This window comes from Anabaena sp. FACHB-83 (assembly GCF_014697485.1).
Lineage (GTDB): Bacteria > Cyanobacteriota > Cyanobacteriia > Cyanobacteriales > Nostocaceae > Nostoc_B.
Genome location: NZ_JACJRY010000004.1, coordinates 323,774 through 343,312 on the forward strand (window position 1 = coordinate 323,774; position 19,539 = coordinate 343,312).

General features: G+C 42.1%; 12 protein-coding genes. 3 read left to right on the forward strand and 9 right to left on the reverse strand.

All coding sequences use genetic code 11. From position 1 onward, the window contains the following. Nucleotides 1-23: 23 nt before the first annotated feature. The 4 genes from fabZ to purC form a co-directional block, all read right to left on the reverse strand. A complete protein-coding gene (gene fabZ, locus H6G79_RS07495; protein WP_062294314.1) occupies nt 24-548 on the reverse strand; it encodes a 3-hydroxyacyl-ACP dehydratase FabZ in 525 nt (174 codons plus the stop codon). 57 nt (nt 549-605) lie between these two features. Further along, the gene (lpxC, locus tag H6G79_RS07500; RefSeq protein ID WP_190588249.1) at nt 606-1,475 is read right to left on the reverse strand and encodes a UDP-3-O-acyl-N-acetylglucosamine deacetylase; all 870 of its coding nucleotides are present in this window, start codon (nt 1,473-1,475) and stop codon (nt 606-608) included. 154 nt (nt 1,476-1,629) lie between these two features. Further along, nucleotides 1,630-4,041, reverse strand: coding sequence for a BamA/TamA family outer membrane protein (locus H6G79_RS07505; protein ID WP_190588248.1), 2,412 nt, complete (start codon nt 4,039-4,041; stop codon nt 1,630-1,632). Between the two features lie 109 nt (nt 4,042-4,150). Further along, nucleotides 4,151-4,888 carry a phosphoribosylaminoimidazolesuccinocarboxamide synthase gene (purC, locus tag H6G79_RS07510; protein ID WP_190588247.1) on the reverse strand — a complete coding sequence of 246 codons (738 nt, stop codon included), beginning with the start codon at nt 4,886-4,888 and terminating at the stop codon, nt 4,151-4,153. An 846-nt stretch (nt 4,889-5,734) separates the two neighbouring features. On the opposite strand from purC, the gene H6G79_RS07515 reads away from it, so the two are divergent. After that, nucleotides 5,735-5,998 (forward strand): hypothetical protein, encoded by a 264-nt coding sequence (locus H6G79_RS07515; protein ID WP_190588246.1) that lies wholly within the window; start codon nt 5,735-5,737, stop codon nt 5,996-5,998. A 178-nt stretch (nt 5,999-6,176) separates the two neighbouring features. On the opposite strand, the gene H6G79_RS07520 is transcribed toward H6G79_RS07515, so the two are convergent. The 5 genes from H6G79_RS07520 to H6G79_RS07540 form a co-directional block, all read right to left on the reverse strand. Continuing rightward, a complete protein-coding gene (locus H6G79_RS07520; RefSeq protein ID WP_190588245.1) occupies nt 6,177-8,783 on the reverse strand; it encodes a GAF domain-containing protein in 2,607 nt (868 codons plus the stop codon). A gap of 117 nt (nt 8,784-8,900) precedes the next feature. Continuing rightward, nucleotides 8,901-10,037 carry a glycosyltransferase family 1 protein gene (locus tag H6G79_RS07525; RefSeq protein ID WP_190588244.1) on the reverse strand — a complete coding sequence of 379 codons (1,137 nt, stop codon included), beginning with the start codon at nt 10,035-10,037 and terminating at the stop codon, nt 8,901-8,903. A 229-nt stretch (nt 10,038-10,266) separates the two neighbouring features. Further along, a complete protein-coding gene (locus tag H6G79_RS07530) occupies nt 10,267-14,400 on the reverse strand; it encodes an amino acid adenylation domain-containing protein (protein ID WP_190588243.1) in 4,134 nt (1,377 codons plus the stop codon). A 1,050-nt stretch (nt 14,401-15,450) separates the two neighbouring features. Then, on the reverse strand, nt 15,451-16,605 hold the full coding sequence (locus tag H6G79_RS07535; RefSeq protein WP_062294327.1) for an NAD-dependent epimerase/dehydratase family protein: 1,155 nt from the start codon (nt 16,603-16,605) through the stop codon (nt 15,451-15,453). Between the two features lie 172 nt (nt 16,606-16,777). Then, the gene (locus H6G79_RS07540) at nt 16,778-17,308 is read right to left on the reverse strand and encodes a hypothetical protein (RefSeq protein WP_190588242.1); all 531 of its coding nucleotides are present in this window, start codon (nt 17,306-17,308) and stop codon (nt 16,778-16,780) included. A 270-nt stretch (nt 17,309-17,578) separates the two neighbouring features. Here H6G79_RS07540 and H6G79_RS07545 point away from each other — a divergent pair, with 270 nt between their 5' ends. Both H6G79_RS07545 and H6G79_RS07550 read left to right on the forward strand, forming a co-directional pair. Then, on the forward strand, nt 17,579-17,932 hold the full coding sequence (locus H6G79_RS07545; protein ID WP_190588241.1) for a hypothetical protein: 354 nt from the start codon (nt 17,579-17,581) through the stop codon (nt 17,930-17,932). 86 nt (nt 17,933-18,018) lie between these two features. After that, nucleotides 18,019-19,533 carry an AAA family ATPase gene (locus H6G79_RS07550; protein WP_190588240.1) on the forward strand — a complete coding sequence of 505 codons (1,515 nt, stop codon included), beginning with the start codon at nt 18,019-18,021 and terminating at the stop codon, nt 19,531-19,533. Nucleotides 19,534-19,539 lie beyond the last annotated feature (6 nt).

The following is a 19,539-nucleotide window of genomic DNA, read 5'->3' on the forward strand; positions in this document are numbered from 1 at the left end:
TACCAAGACACTCAAACAAGTTGTTAACCAACTAAAGAAAACATCAATTCGCCTTCAGCAGCGAGTTGTCCGTCAACTTCGGCCCGAGCTTGCATCTTCCCAAACCGACGTTGTTTGATACATAACAGTTCCACTGTCATAATCAGTTGATCTCCAGGGACAACTTGACGACGAAAGCGGGCTTTATCAATGCCAGCAAAGACAAACAGTCCACCTGCATTGTATTCTGGTAGTTGTGTTAACACAATTCCACCGACTTGTGCCATTGCTTCGACAATTAGCACACCTGGCATGAGTGGTCTACCGGGGAAATGTCCTTGAAATTGAGGTTCGTTAATAGTAACATTTTTAACGCCTACAGCCACTTTTCCTGGTACATAGTCAATAATTTTGTCTACCAGTAGAAATGGATAGCGATGGGGGAGCAACTGCTGAATTTCTTCGGATGTGAAGGTTTTTTTCACTTCCGGTGCAGTGGGAGTTTGGGTGGTATCAGATGAGGATGCGATCGCATCGCTACTATTTACTTCTGCAAGAATTGACGACATTGGCAGTTTGTGTGACTTTGACTGTGGAAATTAAAAGTGGAATGGCGTTGAAACCCCTCAGATTTTGTCAGTGGGATTTTGCTGTGCCGCTAAAATCCTTTCGGCGAGTTGAATATGTAAATTGTGGCTGGCTTTATACGCTAAGAAATGAGCTTGGGGGAAATTTCCCAATAAACTCAAATCTCCTACTAAGTCCAACATCTTATGACGGACTGGCTCATTTGCAAATCTTAATGGCGGATTTAACCATCCTTCAGAGCCGCAAACGAGTGCATTGTCTAAGCTGCCGCCTTTAATTAATCCAGCCTGTTGTAAGTATTCTATTTGATGTAATAAACCAAAGGTACGCGCAGGGGCAATTTCCGCCGCAAAGCTAACAGCCGCCTCACCGACATCAGCCGCTAATAACCAACTGTGCCATTGATTGCCAATTGCAGGTAAATCAAAATCAATCCCATAGCTAAAGCGGGTTTCTGCGGCTGGGATAGCACAAACAAAGGCATCATTGTGATAAATCCAGATTGGTTCTGCAAGAACCCATTGCGCTGAGTTATCGTCTACTGTTTGCGGTTGTAAGCCAACTTGAGCCACACTAGCAGCCCAAATTTGGGCTGAACCATCCAACAACGGCACTTCTGGCCCATCAATTTCAATGCGGGCATTATTCACACCCATACTTGACAAGGTTGCCAATAAATGCTCGACTGTACGGACAGATGCTGCACCTTTACCCAATTGAGTAGACAGTACAGTTTCATTGACTGCGGCAATTTGGGCGGGAATGATTGGCAAATCTGGTAAATCTACCCGCACAAAATAACGCCCGCTATTGGCTGGGGCTGGTAATATCCGCACATTGGTAGCAATACCGCTATGCAGTCCGACTCCTGTTTGGCAGATTTCCCCGGCGATGGTGTGCTGTTGCATCGGCGAAAATTTAATACACCTTAATAAATAGTCAAGGGTCGAGGGTCAAAGAGTCAAGAGAAAGTATGAAGTATGAAGTGTGAAAAAGCTAATTTCATACTTCATACTACCCTTCGGGAAGCCGCGCAGAGCGCGTCTACACACTTCATACTTTTTAAAATCTTTCCCCAATGCCGAAGTTGATGCGGCTATCACCATCATCGTTGATACCGTAGTCGATACGAATTGGCCCCAATGGTGATTGGACGCGCACACCCAAACCATAACCATAGCCAGTACCGTTTTTGTTGAGAACATCCGCCGCCCTAGTATTGGTGCCTAAGTCAGTACCAAAATCGACAAAGGCTGCACCACTTACGATGGAAAATACAGGGAAGCGATACTCTAAAGTTGCTTGCACGTAACTACGGCTGCTGGCTAGTGTTCCTTCTTCATAACCACGCACGGAGTTACTACCGCCTAAAGTAAAGGCTTCGTAGGGAGGTAAATCACCGAGGATAGTACCGCCTTGAATGTTAAAGGCGAGAGTTTGTGCGCCTTTGGAAAAGTTTAAGAGCTTCACGGGGATGTATTGGCTATAGCTCCCCCGTAGTCTGGTGAGTAAAATATTACCTTCGCCTATTGGTAATGACTGGTCAACTCCGAAGCGCAGGAACGAACCACTGGTAGGCTGTAGGGCATTGTTACGGCGATCGCGCTGCGTACCTAGTTGTAATAATACTAAGTCGTCTTGACCTGTACCAGAGAAGCTTAAGGGAATTAATTCTCCAGCTTGGCCATTGTTGTAAACTGTACCAAATCTTCTGAGATTACCATCAGCGTCGCGGGTGGAAACGCGCTGATATTGCAACCCGGCTGAGGCTGTCCATTCGGAACGTTCGTAGGGATTTTTGGACAACGGACGAGTAAAGGTAACGCCACCACCTAAACGTAACACACGGGGGCGATCGCCATCGTCATCTCCGGCTCTGAAGGTTTCCACGTTGTTCTCATCTCCTTCAAATACCAAGGAAATCGAACTGCGGCGGAAAATATTGGCTGTGTAAGAGGTGCGGTAAGGATCACCCGCAATCCAGGGGTCGGTGTAGCGTAAATCGAATAGTAATTCCCTGGTTCCTACCTGGACTTCTGCACCTAATTTTTGGTTTCTGCCGTTGAGGTTCTGCTGTTGATAGCTGACTGTACCAAATAATCCACTGGCAGAACTAATACCAGCACCAGCCGCGATCGAACCGCTACTGCGTTCGGCAACATTAATTACTACATCTACTTTGCTGGGGTCAGTACCAGGGTCTAAAGAAACATTCACATCTTCAAACAAACCTAGTCCAAATACCCGTTGTAGGTCTTTTTGGACTGTATTTCTATTAAATATTTGTCCTGGTTTTAATTCTACTTCCCGTGTAATAATATACTCTTGTGTCCGTCCGCGAATTGGTCTACCTTGGTCGTCTGTTTCTTGACCTTCTTTGTTGCGGAACCGGACTTTAATATTTTCCACTACGCCTTCGGCGACTTGCAGCGTCACCACCCCATTTTCCGAAACTTGGGGCGCACCAATCACATTGGCTAACACATAACCTTGGTCTTGATAGCGTTTGCTTAAGGTCTTGATTCCTTCTTGCAAGTCGCGTAGGTTGAGGATTTTACCATACTGATCTTTAAAAACTTCATCCGCCGTACTTGCTGGCAGAACCGAAGCAACACCAGTTCCAGGATTAGCTTCGACTTGCACTTTTGTAAGTACGGGGTTGGGCTGGACAATAAAGCTGACTCGCACGCCCAAAGGTGTATCTTCTGGTACAGCTTGGACGTTAGAAAAGAAACCTGTACCAAAAATCGAATTAATATCTTCTTGTAGTTGGGTGCGGGTGGTTGTCCGCCCTGGTTGAGTCCGAATGACTTGATAAACTCGATCTTCTAATTCTGGGGGTAATTGTCCTGCTTGGGGTTTGACGACTACTTCTGATACCAATACCCTTGGTTCTGTTGATTCGGTAGCGCCATTCGGTTGGGTATTCCCTGGAGATGTGGGAAACGCAGGTTCGATGGTTGGGGGGGTGGTATTTTCCGGCTGAGGGTTTTGGGGAAATGCCGGTTCGATGGTTGCTGGGGTAGTATTTTCCGGCTGGGGATTTTGGGGAGATGCCGGTTCAATGGTAGTGGGGGGGGTAGTATTTTCTGGAGATGCAGGTTCTGTGGCTGGAGTGGAACTGTCAGGAATGGTGTTGGGCTGTTGAGTATCAGAGTTGGGGATTGTTTCTGGCGTTTGGGCAATGGTTGGGACTATCACCTGTGATTTTACATCTGATGGTGTTGGCAAAATGGTCACAGATTTTGCTTGAGTATCTTTGAGTACTTTAGCCTCTGGGGAGGCGATCGCAGTTGGTAAACTTTCCCTCGCTGAACTTTGCCCTGCGTCCTTCTCTTGTGGCTGCTTTGTAGCGGGTTTTAAAATTTTCGCTGTGGGTTGTAAATCTTCAGCAGTTTGGGCATTCGCTCTAAAAGAGCCACTTAATGGCGCTGCAATTGCTACAGCTGCTACTAATATAGGAGATAAACGCATTATATATTCCTCTTCACTTCCGCACACAATCACACACTAGTTATTAGTCATTAGTCGTTGGTCATTTGTCCTTTGTCAAGACCAATGACCAATGACAAGGTACATCAGTTTAATTTTTACTGTCTACTGTTTGCAGCACTCGCTGTAAAACCTCTTGGTACGCATCTTCTACATTGCCTAAATCTCGGCGGAAGCGGTCTTTATCCAGGACGCGACGGTTGGGGTCAGTTTCTGTAGTGTCCCACAAACGACAGGTGTCTGGACTAATCTCATCTGCCAGGAGTATTTGCTGTTGTGAATCTAAGCCGAATTCTAGTTTGAAGTCTACTAAGGTAATGCCACATTGCTGCCAAAAGCTCCGCAGAAACTCGTTGATTTGCAATGCTAGATTCTTAATTAGGTCTACTTGTTCCTCTGTAGCTAATTCCATTAAGAGTAGGCGATCGCGTGTCAACAACGGGTCTCCTAATTGATCATTCTTGTAATAAAACTCTACCAAGGGCTGTTGCAAAACTGTACCCACTGGTAAACCTGTTTGTTGACTCAGGCTACCCGCCGCAATATTTCTCACGACTACTTCTAAGGGTAAAATTTTCACCGCTTTCACCCGCATTTGATTAGGGGACGGGCTGTCAATAAAGTGGGTTTTAACCCCTTGGGCTTCCAACTGTTTAAATAACTGGCTAGAAATACTACAGTTAATTTTTCCCTTGCCAATGATACTGCCACGCTTTTGGGCGTTAAACGCAGTCGCATCATCTTTAAAATCAGCCAGCAAGATTTCTGGATTATCTGTTGTATAGAGTATTTTTGCTTTGCCTTCGTAGACTTTAGAATGAACAGACATGGTAGGAGGTCAACTTTTCAGCAATGGGAGACTTGTGTCCTTTCGGGCTTCACCATTTTATCTTTAGTTAACAAAGATTCGCTAATTAATCGCCAGTGCATAATCAAAAAATGCTAAGAATTCAGGAGTCAGAAGCCTGAATTCTGCATAAGAATAGGCTCTCTACTAGCTGTGAGAACTAAATTCTGTATTTCATTGACTGACACTCTGCTGTAAATTCATCAATTTTGAAATGAGATTTCAGGGTTTTCAACAGTAGTCTGATATCAAATTTGCTGAGTATTACCCGTAAATCTTGTGACTGTAATACACCCGCATAAAATTGGTTTATACCTTTGATGGAGTGGGACAAAAGCTGCCCTTAGAGAATTAAATTTTACTGGTCAGCACCAGTAAGTTATAGTAAAGATTAATTACCTGATGCTGAAACTCAGATATATAATATATAACCTCTAGTAGAGGTAAATTTCCCAGGAAACTATTACACTCTGACTGTAGATTTTTTTACTCAAAAACTGATTTTTTTATAGAAAATAAAGTATAAATCATGACTAAGTAAATAGCCATTGAAAATTTTGATTGGTGTTTAATACCAGAGAATGTCAATTAGTAATTGGCAGAAGGATACACTATTAGGAATTACTGCACAACGATCAATGCCAATCAAGCCTTTTTGCTTTTAGCAGCAAAATATAGAAATCCTACTCGATTTCTCAAATACCTGTTGAGGTAGAAACAAGAGAGTCGATTTGTTGGTAATTCATAAAATACTTGCTAGAAGTGCATAAATCATGGCTTGAGTTCAGATATTAAAACAATAATGGAGTTTAATAAGTGGAGCAGAAGATGGTGGACAAAGATGATTTTATTTATCCCAAAGGTCGATATTATGGGCAAGTTAAACCCGAAAACTTAGTATTTAATGCGAATCTTCAGGAATTTGCGAATAAAGTTAGTTATGTTTGTAGCTTAGAAACGGGTGGAAAAATCCCGCCACAAGATGCTTACGAACAAATCAAAGCTTTGTGGAAACAGCTAAAACAAAGTAAAAAACAGCTAAAAATTGGCGAAAATCCTTTTAGAAATGAAGGCGGAGAAGCTGAGGAATGAGATAAAAATTGTGCAGGTAAGGAGTAGGGAGTAGTAAAAAGCCTTTTCTAAGTTCAATGATTTTTTTCAAAATCAAATATTAGTCATTACTTTATCTTGTCGTGACTGCTTGCCAGCATCTCACTGATTCAGGAATATCAAAAAGCTTTTGTAATCAGAAATTAAAAAATTTGGGTATTTATTTGCTGACAATTGTCCAAACACCATCCCAGGAATCTGGCGGTGGTGTTTGGTGATAATTTTGGGCGCGTTCTAGATGAATTTCTACGGCTTGGTCTTTGGGGCGGAGGTGTTTTGCGGCGGTAAAACTAGCGATCGCCCCGGCAAAATCCTTTGCTAAATAAGCAGCCCGGCCGTTATGATAGTGAAACAAAAACTCTTGGGTATCAGCATCTAAAGGCGTATTGCGATCGCTAATTAACTCATAAATATTCACAGCTTGGTTTTTACCCTTAACGCGAATTTTATCTAACTCCCGCACCCAAATGCGATCGCTGCAAAGTTGGTAGGTAAATTCGCTCAAAATAATATCACAGCCATATTCTTTCGTGACGGCTTCTAGACGGGCGCTTAAGTTTACACTATCGCCAATCACGGTGTAATCCATACGTTTGTGAGAGCCAATATTACCAGAAACAACTTCCCCAGAACTAATCCCAATCCCGATACGAATTTGGGGTTGTTCCTGAATAATTCGCCGTTGGTTAAATTCTTGCAGACGTTGGCGCATATCTAAGGCTGATTGTACCGCCTGCCAAGCATGGTTTTCTGTAATTGGTAAAGGCGCACCAAACACAGCCATTAAAGCATCGCCAATAAATTTATCTAAAGTGCCTTCGTAATTAAAAACCGCTTCCACCATTGTTTCAAAATATTGGTTCAACAGCGATACAACTTCTGCTGCGCCCAAATTTTCCGTCAAAGTGGTGTAGCCACGAATATCAGAAAATAAGACAGTCACATCCTTACGTTCACCCACCATCAAAGCATCTTCACCCAAAGCCATGACTTGTTCTGCAACATGGGGAGTCAGGTAACGATACATTGTGGTTTTCAGGCGTTTTTCTTGGCTAATGTCTTCTAAAACTACTAAACCGCCTCTCACTCCCCCTTCTGGGTTGGTGAGGGGATTTACAGTTAAATTAATACTGCGTTCTAACTGTTCTACTTGATTAGCGGGGATTAATTGGGATGGAGGAGTTAACAGTAAATTCCAAGGAATGAAAAGGTCGGGATTATTGCGATCGCGGACTGTTAAAATCAACTGATGAGTTGTGCCAGTTTGCAAAGCTGAGTCTTGATTGTCACTATTCACTCGCCCGTCTAAAGTCAGTGCTTGATATAGCCCCACTATCAAACTTTGTTCTGGAACATAATGTCTAGCGCCCGATGTCAAACTGTCTTCTAAGCGCATTTGCAAATTTTCAATGGGTACTACTTCCCACACAAAGCGCCCGATTAAATTTTGTTCCCACAATAATTTATTACTTTTGTTATTAGTATCAGCCAAAGGACAACCCAATAACTCTAAAGCCGCATCATTAATTGTCACAATTCGACCAATCATATCAGTCGAAATTACAGCATCAGATAGACTTTGCAAAATGTCTTTTTGATACTGTTTTTCTAACAGGACATTTTCAAACAGCCGCGCATTTTCTAATGCTATGCCTGCTTGAATATTAAAAGCCCGCATAAACTCTTCATCAGAGGCGCTAAAACTGCCTTTTTGCTTATTAATTAGCTGCGTTACCCCAATTAATTCATTAGCAGAATTAAACACTGGTAAACATAAAATATTCCGCGTTACATAGCCAGTTTTTCTATCTGTACTGGGGTCAAAACGCGGGTCTTTATAAGCATCAGGAATATTTAATGCGTCTCCTGTTGATGCTACATAACCAGCAATTCCCCGATTTGCCGGCATCCGAATTTCAAGAAAGTCTGTGGGCGATGCTGCGGCTGCAACTTTTGTCCAAAGTTCACCCATTTCTTTGCGATACAAAAACAGCGTACTCCGGTCTGCTTGCATCAAAATTCGGGCTTGTTCCATGACTATTTGCAAAGTTGCTTCTAAGTCTAAACTCTGCCCTAATGTTTGAGTCGCCCTTAATAATGCTGTTGCGCCTCGTTGATTGCGGGCTGCTACATAAAAAGATTGACAAGTTTCTAAAATAATCCCAATAGAAGCGGCAAAATCTCGGAATGATTCTTCATCTTCATGATTAAAAGGCACATTACCTTCTTTATTTGCCAGTTGCACAACAGCAACAGTTTGACTCTTACTACTAACAACAGGCATACATAAAATATTGCGAATTTTATAGCCCATTTGTTTTTCTAAATCTGGACTAAATAAAGGATGTGTTGCAGTTTCCGCAATGTTTAAATATTGGGCTGTACTCGCTACATGCCCAGGAATGCCAACATTAATTGGCGTTCTAATTTCTAAAAATTTTTGACTATTATCTTGGGGAACTTTTGACCAGAGTTGACCTTTATCATAGTCAACTAAAAAAATTGCTGTGTGTTCAGCTTGGAGAATTTGACCAATTTTCAAGGTAATGGCTTCTAGTACCTTTTCCAACATTGTTTCTAGAGCTTCATTATTAATTAATTCAATGGCTCTGAGAAATTGTTGGAACTCAGCCGTTATAAAATCAAGTAGACAGACAAATTCGTTAACAGAAAGGTCTTTGACACGACGTAGTAAGGCGTGGGTGCGATTAACTTGTGTGAGTTCAGTTAATGTAGCCAAGACGCTACCAGGGTTGGGAAGAGTCATGGAATTTTAGATTTTAGATTTTAGATTTTAGATTTAAAGCTGAGATTGTGCTTTTATCTATCGTTAATCGTTCCGAAAATCGTGGAGCAGAAATGCCCCACAATTCCTATCCTGCATTTAAACTGCTGCTGTTGGCTGTTTTACTGAGACTATTTTGTGATAGTAATCTTGCAGCTGGCGTGTGGCCGCTGCCCATCCCCATTTTTCTGCTTCTTTACGAGCATTTTGACGAATGATATCTCGTTCTTGCTGATTTTCCAAGAGGCGAATTGTAGCAGAAATCGCATCTTGAATGTCTGCTTTGGGGTTAAAAAGATATCCATTCACACCATCTGTAACAATATCAGGGATGCCGCCAGAACGGGCAGCCACCACTGGACAACCAGCGGCCATTGCTTCTAATAAGACTAACCCCAGAGTTTCTGTGCGGGAAGGGAAAATAAAAGCATCAGCACTTGCAAAAGCAGAACCTAACTCACGTCCCATGAGATAGCCAACAAAATGGGTGTTGCTTCCAGCAAAGTGTTTTTCTAAGGCTTGGCGATGGGGGCCATCTCCCACTAAAGCCAATCGCGCTTGGGGAATTGCTTCTAAAATTGGTTTAATGCGTTCAATTTCTTTTTCGGCAGATAAGCGACCAACATACAATAATAAGGGACTTTCGGGATGGTTTTGGGAAAGATGCGATCGCATCTCTAAACTGGCTAAATTAGGATGAAATAATTCTGTATCTACGCCCCTCTGCCACAAGTCTACTCTTTCAATGCCATGTGATGACAATTCCTCCATCATGGCTGTCGAGGTACAAAGATTTAACAATGCTTGATTATGAGCGCCTTTGAGCAATTCCCACAACAAGCCTTCTAACATTCCTAAGCCGTAATGCTGGAGATATTGCGGTAAATGGGTATGGTAAGAAGCTACTAAGGGAATTTTCAAAACTTTGCTATAAAAAATGCCTGATAATCCTAAAACAGCAGGGTTTACAACATGAATAATATCAGGCTGGAATTCTTCTAAAGCATAACCAATGGCTGGGCGGGGTAGTGCCATTTTTAACTCTGGATACAGAGGCAAAGGAAAGCCACTAATGCCGTAAACTTTCGCTCCTTTATGTTCCGTGATTCCACCCTCTGGGGCAATCACTAAAACTTGATTTCCATCACGCTGTAGATGGTCAACTGTATGGCGTAGACGTGTAACTATGCCATCTACTTTCGGCAAAAAGGTTTCGGTGAATAGGGCTATTCTCATACAAAAATTCTTCAGTCCACGCAGGTAATCTCAACTGCTGTTGAATTTCAGGTTCTACAACAGAGTAAACTGTTTCTCGTAGCGGAATCAATTGTGTACGGTGAGAAATATATAGGACTTACCCATAAAAACGAAGAATCAAGGGTTTTGGCGAGGGTGTAGGGGTACAGGGGTGTATGTATCTAAAAACCTTACGTCACACACCCTTATACCCAATACCCTAATTACATCAATGCTGATGTTCAAATACTCGATAATCTTGGTTTTGAAGTATCCACCGCATCTTCTCAGCCTTTGGTGATACTACCTGATGATCTGCTTGTGCTTCCTCTAAGCAAAACCGCAATTTTTCAGCTAACATCTGCACACCTGGTTCTCCCAACATACCTAAATGTGTACCAGGAACTTCATGAATTTCTACCCCTTGTTTAGCCATTGCACTCCAGCCTCTACAGGGTTTGAACTGACACCATCGCAAAACTTCTTTGGTGGTAAATAAAGTTACCTTGCCAGGGTAGGATTTGACTACATAATCTGCCATTGTTGCTTGTTTGATTGCTTCTATTAGTGCCATATTGTAAGGGTTGGCATCGTCAGTGAAAGAATGTTCGTTCCATAAGTCAAATTTGCTACTGTGTTTCCCTAATAACATGGATTTAAACCAATCCACTTTGGCGAGAACATAGTTTCTTCTATCTACAGATGGCAGACGTAATAGGGTGAGCCAGTAGACATACAATGTCCGCAAGAGGGAGGGATTATTGATATATAGACTGGGGCTATAGGTATCAAACATTGCCAGTAATTCGACGCGATCGCCTTGAGCAACTAACTGACGCGCCATTTCATAAGCAATTGTCCCCCCACTAGAGAAACCACCCAACAGATAAGGGCCATGAGGTTGAACGGTGCGAATTTCTTTGATGTAGTGAGCAGCCATATCCTCAACGCTGGTGTGGGGAGCTTGTTTGCCATCAAGTCCTTGTGCTTGTAAGCCATATACAGGTTGCTCTTTACCCAGGTGACGTACTAGAGTTTGATAGCCAATCACATTACCACCAAGGGCGTGAATCAAGAATAAAGGACGTTTCGCACTACTACCAGGCTGAATTGTCACCAGAGAAGACCAAGAAGTTTTTGTATTTGATTGGCTGAGAATGTTAGCTAATTGCTCTATGGTTGGTGATTGTAATAAGGTAGCGAGGGGGAGTTTTTGACCAAATGCCTTTTCAACTTGTGTAAATAATTTCACCGCCAGTAGGGAATTTCCCCCCAATTCAAAGAAATTATCTCTAATTCCAACTGATTGAATACCTAAAACCTCTGACCAAATTCGCGCTAACTCAATTTCTATGGTGTTTCTCGGCGCAATCAAGGCTTTTTCTAATTCTGGTCTTTGGTCGGGGACAGGCAGAGCGCGGCGGTCTACCTTACCATTGGGAGTCAGAGGAATTTTGGCGATCGCGACAAAGGCAGATGGAATCATATACTCTGGTAGTTTCTCTCGCAGAAACCGCCTTAATTCATTCATATTAGGTTTAGATTCATCATTTACCACCACATAAGCCACTAACCGCTTATTTCCTGGCTCATCCTCTCTGGCTATAACTACAGTTTCCTCTACAGATTCGTGTTGTGTGAGTACACTCTCAATTTCTCCCAACTCGATACGGAAACCGCGAATCTTAACTTGATGGTCAATTCGACCGAGGAATTCAATATTCCCATCGCTGAAATAACGGGCTAAATCCCCAGTTTTGTATAGTTTGGAATTGCCAAAGGGACTGGGAATAAATTTTTGGGCTGTAAGTTCTGGTTGATTTAAATAGCCAGAGGCTAAACATTCTCCACCAATATATAACTCTCCAGTCACACCAATAGGACAGGGATTGAGGTAATCATCGAGAATGTAATATTGAGCGTTTTGGATGGGTTTGCCATAGGGAATACTCTTCCAATGCGGCTCGACTTTGCCGATGGGATAATAATTAGACCAAACAGTTGCTTCCGTTGCTCCACCCAAACTAATCACCTCAACCCCTGGGAAGGTGGTTTTCAGTAAATCGGGTAGGGTGACTGGTATCCAATCACCACTCATAAATACTAACCGCAGTTGGGGATGACAATTAGTTGCTTGAACCTTGGGGAAAAAGCCAGCCAGTTGTTGTAGTGCAGGCGGCGCAGAATCCCAAAAGGTAATCGGCTCATGACAGAGAATGTGTAGTAAAGCTTCTGGATCTCGGACATCATGGCTAGATACAACCCGAATCGAACCACCTGCGGCTAATAGTCCAAAAATGTCATAAACTGACAGGTCAAAACATAAGGATGTGATAAATAGAACTCTGTCGTTAGCATTCACATTAAATGTTTTGTTCACCCACTCAATCAAGTTGATTACTGGTTGATGACGAACTACAACTCCTTTGGGTGTACCTGTAGAGCCAGAGGTAAAAATTACATAGGCGATGTCATCAGAACTTGCAGATGTTGGTAAATTTTCTGTGGGCAGTAAATCTAGATAGGAACGATGCCAAATAGAGGGTGTAGGGGTATGAGGGTGTAGGGGTGTAGGGGAAAATTTACTATGTGCAGATTTATCTAAACAGATTAAATGTTGCAGTGCGCTCAGTTCTAGATCATGAATACTAGGTAACAAGCAAGTTTGGGTGACTAGACAGTTAATTTGCAGAGAAGACAGCAATAATTGAATGCGTGCTTTAGGGAAACTGGGTTCTAGTGGAACATACGCGCCGCCAGCTTTCAAAATCCCTAGGACAGCCGGAATCATTTCTAGCGATCGCTCTAAATATACACCCACTAACACCCCTGGTTTGACACCCAGTTGCTTGAGGTGATGGGCTAACTGATTAGCTCTCCAGTTTAACTCTTTGTAGGTGAGTTGTTCTTGTCCACAGATGACAGCTATAGCGTCTGGTGTCTGCTCTACCTGCGCCTCAAACAGTTGATGAATACAAAGTTGTTCTGCAAAATCTGTTTGTGTATTATTCCACTCCATCAACATTTGCTGTCTTTCATCTGTCGTCAAGAGTGGTAATTCTCCTAAACACTGCCAAGGATTAGTCGCCATACTGGACAATAAAGTTTGAAGATGTCCCAGCATTCGACCAATTTTGGCATCATCAAACTTGTTTTGGTCGTATTTGAGTTTCAATAACAGTTCTGACTCTGCATAGCCAACCAATGTCAGGGGAAAGTTAGTTTGTTCTTCTTGTTTTATCTCCAGGTTTTGCCATCTATCACCTTGAGAACGTAAAACCGAATTCAATTCATAGTTTTCAAATACCAGAATGCTATCAAACAGAGGTGTACCGCCAGGAACATCACTCCATCTTTGAATATTAGTTAAGGGGGTGTGTTCATAGTCTCGTAACGCTACCCACTGCGATCGCAATTCTTTTAGCCAAGTCAAAAGCGGTTTTTCCCCTGACACCTTGACTCGCACTGGTAAAGTATTGATGAGCAATCCTACCATCGAATCTGCACCAGTTACAGAAGAATGACGACAGGCTCTTGTCGCCCCAAACACAACATCAGACTCGCCACTATAACGACTGAGCAATAAAGCCCAAGCACCTTGTACTAAAGTATTTAGCGTAATTTGATGTTGTTTTGCTAAAGACTGCAACATCACTGTAGTTTGTGCTGATAGTCGGATTGCTTGTTCGCCAAAACCCTTTTTCTCACCAGGGTTTGAGTCCACTAATAAAGGCGTGGGTGCAGTAAAACCTTTGAGCAAATCCCGCCAAAAACTTTCTGATTTAGACCAATCCTGCTGCTGTAACCATGCGATGTGGTCTTGATAAGGACGAGGTTGGGGTAGTTGTAAGTCTTTACCCTGACAGAAAGCATCGTAAAAGGTGAACACTTCTTTAATAATGATGGACAAAGAGCGACCATCTAACAAAACATGGTGAAAAGTCCAAACAAATTGGTAGACCGATTCTCTCAACTGAAATAATGCCAGACGCATCAATGGGGCGGTATTTAACTGAAACCCAAGAGTGCGATCGCTTTGTAGATAAACTTGCAATTTAGTGGATTGTTCTGTATCAGACAAGCCACACCAATCTTGCTGTTCTAAGGAAATTTTTACCTGCTGCTGCACACATTGTAGAGGTTCTTGTCCGGTTTCCCAATCAAAACTAGTTCTCAAAACTGCATGTCTTTCTACAACTTTCTGCCATGCTTTTTGAAATGCCAAAACATCAATTTTTTCATGTATTAAACAGATTATCTGCTCAATATCCACTCCTGAGTTTTGAGCAACTAGACTGTTGAAAAGCATTCCTTGTTGTATAGATGAAAGCTGGTATGATTTGTTTACAGTTACTACTTTCATTTTGTTTATCTAACTAGTTTCTAGGGAACAAAGATTTTTAAAGTGTCATTCTCAAATTGAGAATCAGATGATTTAAATCCTCTGCTTTCTCTACCAATTAATGAATGATTACCATAAGATATCTAGATGCCTCCTAAATACAACAGACCCAATGTTTATGAGCTACAGCAACTGATTGAAAAAAGTAATTAGTAATGAGTCAGAAATTTACTTATTACTCACTGCTTATTACTCATTACTTAATACGCATGGTGTACCTCACTTACTTCAACAGTACTGTCAATACCCTAAGCAAAGGCTGATAACTTATGCAAATCAGAAATTGGTAAATTCAATAACTTTCACTAGAATTTACTAAGTAGTATTTTCTGATCTGTCTAAAAATAATGAAGAATAATCAAAATCTTAAGAAGAAAATATAAAGATAAAATTAATCTTACGTAATTTTGAATAATAAGGTTGATATTTTTGACCGTTGATTGGTCGCCAATATGGTATTAATACGAGATACGGATACCGTTGGCGAAATATTGCCTAACATAAAAACGCCGTATTCACGGCGTACACACAATTACTATTTACAAGGGTTTCAGACTTGATATACCCTTTAAATTGTCATTACGAGCGTAGCGATAGAGGAGCTTAGTAAGGGGCTTCCAATTAAAAAAATATACTATCATTGTGTAGGCAGGGGGCAGGGGAAAAAGAAAAATACCCTCGCTCGAAAATTGGATAATTTATTTTCTGCAAGCCCCTAATTACATAATTGTTATTGCAATTGCTACTGTTCGAGAAGGCTTTCACCTTTTCTAGACGATATAGGACTCATAATTTTTTGATTTGGAAAAAAATCAGTACAACCAGATCAGGCTTCTTTCCTACTCCCTACTCCCCATTCCCTACTCCCTGCCTATCATGCTTGCGCTGCGCTTCGCTGATAAACTACAACTGTCTGGTCGTCATACTGCGCTAGTATATGACGACCAGTTTGAGGCCAGCAAGAGATTTGATTGAGATAAGATTCTGTCACCAACCTCATACAGTTTTCACCTAATTTCTATGCCAAGAAACTTTCGGCAAAATTTGTTTTTTATCGACTCGTTGTTGATACTTAACTGCAAAGTTTAACAGTGAATCAAGTAACGAGTCTGAGAGGTAGTGAGGTTGTAAGCCGAGGTCAAGCAGTTTGGTATTTTTGGCGTTGAAATAATGTTCTTCTTTTTCAACTCTGGGGTTATCTATGTTGTTGATATCAACATTTAATCCCAAGGCGTTACCTGCTTTTTTGACCATTAATGCCAAGTCACCCACACTAAATAGTTCGGTAAATTGGTTGAATACGCGGAATTCTCCAGGTTCAGCAGGATTAGCGATCGCTAATTCCATACAGCGCACTGTATCCCGAATATCTAAGAATCCGCGAGTTTGCCCACCTTTACCATACACCGTTAAAGGATGACCAATGGCAGCTTGAATACAGAAGCGGTTTAATGCTGTCCCAAATACACCATCGTAATCTAGGCGATTAATCAACAGTTCGTCCATTCCCGTTTCTTCGGTTAAGACACCATAAACCACGCCTTGATTTAAGTCGGTGGCACGCAATCCCCAAATCCGACAAGCAAAGTGAATATTATGACTATCATGCACTTTGCTGAGGTGATACATTGAACCAGGTTGCTTGGGATACGGTAAGGTATCTTTGCGCCCATTATGTTCAATGGTGATATACCCTTCTTCAATATCGATGTTAGGTGTACCATATTCACCCATTGTTCCCAACTTGACTAAGTGGCAGTCGGGGAAGTCTTCGCGCATGGCATACAGCAAGTTGAGTGTGCCAACTACGTTGTTGACTTGGGTGAGAACTGCGTGTTCGCGGTCAATCATGGAGAATGGCGCGGAACGCTGTTCGCCAAAATGCACGATCGCATTTGGTTCAAATTGATGTAAAGTTTTTTGCAGAAATTCGTAATTAGTGATATCGCCTACGAATAGGTCGATAGATTTGCCGGTCAAATCTTGCCAGCGCTGGATACGTTGCTGAATCGGTGCGATCGGAGTCAGAGTTGCGATCCCAAGTTCGTTATCCCAGTGCCGACGCACCAAACTATCTAAAATTCCAACTTCGTAACCTCGATTGGAGAGGTAAAGTGCGGTTGCCCAACCGCAATACCCATCGCCACCAATAACCAGGACTTTCATTTTCACCAGTTTTTACTCGCTGATAGCTAAATCTATCAGGTTTCTGTACCCCCTCAACCATCAAAAGTAGTGATTAGTGATGAGTTATTAGTCATTAGTCATTGGTCATCTGTCAAAAGACATAAGCTGAAAGCATTAAATTCCATACTTCACTCTTTTTATCCTTCTTCCCCTATTCCCGACTCCCGACTCCCGACTCCCTATAAATGCGATATTGCTGGGCTATGTAATAAAACAACGGGTAATAGTTGGAAAACTCTTGGCTGGGGCTTTTTCCCTGCCAGTAATAGGTAACTTTACCTTGAGTTAAGGTCAATTTCATCGAACCTTCTTGCTGACCAACTTCTACTAACAAAACCCCAGATACTCCTTGTGTAGTCTGAAAGTTAGGCGGGATGGCATTTTTGGGTTCTGGTGAGAGATTGCTTGCCCAGCCTCTAATTTCCACATTTTGACTGCGTGGTGAAACTAAGACAACACCATCATCGTTGTCGGGAGTTGCTAACACAGTCCAATTGCGGGGATAGGGAAATTCAAAGTCATAACGGGAATTTTTATAAGTCTGCCATTGAGTGTCAGCAACCCTAAAAGGTTGGCTGCATCCTGATAACAGCAACGATAAAGCGATCGCATTCGCCACAGCTTGCCAATTTGTATAAAAACTTTTATATTTACTACCAGTTTTCACTGAAAAAATAAACATAATAATATATTTTCTTCCATATCACTGAGTTTATACAAGTCTTGCAATTATTTAGTTTTATCGAGATTATTCCAGCTTTTATCTAATATTTGACTGCTATTTAAGCTAATTTTAGCTTTGTTCTAAATATAACTTAGCTTACCTTAACAGGCATAAAACAATGTAAATAAATGTAACGAAATTGCCGTCAAAACGTTTTACCAGCTTGACAAGCAATCAAGGAGCCGATAACGTGATATACATACCCGGGTAAGACCGCCAAAGAGTTATATGCAAACGCAAACTAAGCAAAAGGTTACTTTTTATATATCGCCAGAACTGCACAAAAGGTTGAAGATCCGTTCAGCAATTGATTCTGAGCCAATGTCGGAGCTTGCCGAACGCGCCCTCTACTTCTACTTGGCGAATTCAGAATTAGTAGAAGAATTAGAAGCTTCTGCTTACGGGAGAACTCACAGAGTTTATTCCTGTCCGACTTGCGAAAGTTCACTTGCGTTACGTGATGGGGAATTAGTTGCTTTAGGTCATCAGCCTGGATTGATTGGTCAAGAGCCTATATCCATTGATGAAATCGAAGAAGTGCCAACCCATCCCAAGAGTGAAGAAGAGTTAGTCCCTTGCTAGATAAGAATTATGAGTAATTGATTCATAATTCAGTCATCGTTACAATTCTGTTCTTTACAGTATTAGGTCTCAAGTAGGTCGATTGTATGAAAGAAGAGCTCAACATCTTAATTCAAGCTCAATACCCTCTAATCTACCTTGTGACCTCCGAGGAAGAGCGAGCAGAGCAATCAATTTCCACAATCGCTCAAGTGTTAAAGCCCCAACGCCGAGTTTATGTATGGACAGTAACTCATGGCATAGTGGAATATGGTCAACCCCGGAATGTAAGCCAACACAACACAGTTTCCCCAGAGGCGGCAATTGATTGGATAATTCGGCAAAAAGAGCCTGGTATATTTATTCTTAAAGATTTACACCCATTTATTGATGCACCTGCAACAACACGATCGTTGCGAGATGCGATCGCTAGTTTTAAAGGGCAACAAAAAAATATTATTTTAATGTCGCCGATGCACCAAGTCCCCATAGAATTGGAGAAGGAAGTAGTAGTATTAGACTTCCAGCTTCCAGATATGGCGGAGTTGAATAAAGTTTTAACTTCCCATTTAGATCACCATCGTGGGCGACGGTTGACAACAGAAGCACGCGAAAAACTGCTCAGAGCCGCTTTAGGTTTAACCAAAGATGAATCTGAAAAAGTATATCGCAAAGCCCAAGTCACCACCGGACGACTAACCGAAGAAGAAGTTGATATAGTTTTATCAGAGAAAAAGCAACTAATCCGGCGCAATGGCATCTTAGAATATATCGAAGAAGATGAAACCATTGATGGTGTAGGTGGCTTAGAAGAATTAAAGAAATGGCTGAAGCAACGCTCGAATGCTTTTACCGAAAGAGCAAGAGAGTATGGTTTACCCCAACCCAAAGGAATGCTAATTTTAGGTGTACCCGGTTGCGGTAAGTCATTGATAGCCAAAACAACATCCCGGCTTTGGGGTTTACCGTTGTTACGCTTGGATATGGGGCGTGTGTATGACGGCTCAATGGTGGGACGAAGTGAGGCAAATCTGCGTAACGCCCTCAAAACAGCAGAATCTATCTCTCCAGCGATTCTGTTTATTGACGAGTTAGACAAATCCTTTGCTGGTAGTGCTGGTTCTGGTGACTCTGATGGTGGCACATCAAGCAGGATATTTGGGTCTTTCCTCACATGGATGCAAGAGAAAAAATCTCCAGTGTTTGTCATGGCTACCGCCAACCGAGTCGAACGCTTACCTGGAGAATTCTTGAGGAAAGGTCGATTTGATGAGATTTTCTTTGTGGATCTGCCTACACCAGAAGAACGGCGTGATATCTTCAATATTCACCTAAGCAAGCGCCGTCGTGAAGACATCTCCCGCTTTGATTTAGAGCAACTAGCCAAGATGTCGGATGGCTTTTCTGGGGCAGAAATTGAACAAGCGATTATTGCGGCAATGTATGAAGCCTTTGCCCAAGACCGTGAGTTCACCCAACTAGATATTATTGCGGCACTGAAAGCAACCTTGCCACTGTCTCGCACGATGCAAGAACAGGTAACAGCCCTCAGAGACTGGGCTAGACAGCGAGCAAGACCAGCCGCATCCTCCGTTGCTGAATATCAGCGAATGGAGTTCTAAAAGCTT

Excerpts from the sequence above, each read along its gene's own strand:
- fabZ (WP_062294314.1), bottom strand. The coding sequence starts at position 548 with ATGTCGTCAATTCTTGCAGAAGTAAATAGTAGCGATGCGATCGCATCC.
- lpxC (WP_190588249.1), bottom strand. The coding sequence starts at position 1,475 with ATGCAACAGCACACCATCGCCGGGGAAATCTGCCAAACAGGAGTCGGA.
- H6G79_RS07505 (WP_190588248.1), bottom strand. The coding sequence starts at position 4,041 with ATGCGTTTATCTCCTATATTAGTAGCAGCTGTAGCAATTGCAGCGCCA.
- purC (WP_190588247.1), bottom strand. The coding sequence starts at position 4,888 with ATGTCTGTTCATTCTAAAGTCTACGAAGGCAAAGCAAAAATACTCTAT.
- H6G79_RS07515 (WP_190588246.1), top strand. The coding sequence starts at position 5,735 with ATGGTGGACAAAGATGATTTTATTTATCCCAAAGGTCGATATTATGGG.
- H6G79_RS07520 (WP_190588245.1), bottom strand. The coding sequence starts at position 8,783 with ATGACTCTTCCCAACCCTGGTAGCGTCTTGGCTACATTAACTGAACTC.
- H6G79_RS07525 (WP_190588244.1), bottom strand. The coding sequence starts at position 10,037 with ATGAGAATAGCCCTATTCACCGAAACCTTTTTGCCGAAAGTAGATGGC.
- H6G79_RS07530 (WP_190588243.1), bottom strand. The coding sequence starts at position 14,400 with ATGAAAGTAGTAACTGTAAACAAATCATACCAGCTTTCATCTATACAA.
- H6G79_RS07535 (WP_062294327.1), bottom strand. The coding sequence starts at position 16,605 with ATGAAAGTCCTGGTTATTGGTGGCGATGGGTATTGCGGTTGGGCAACC.
- H6G79_RS07540 (WP_190588242.1), bottom strand. The coding sequence starts at position 17,308 with ATGTTTATTTTTTCAGTGAAAACTGGTAGTAAATATAAAAGTTTTTAT.
- H6G79_RS07545 (WP_190588241.1), top strand. The coding sequence starts at position 17,579 with ATGCAAACGCAAACTAAGCAAAAGGTTACTTTTTATATATCGCCAGAA.
- H6G79_RS07550 (WP_190588240.1), top strand. The coding sequence starts at position 18,019 with ATGAAAGAAGAGCTCAACATCTTAATTCAAGCTCAATACCCTCTAATC.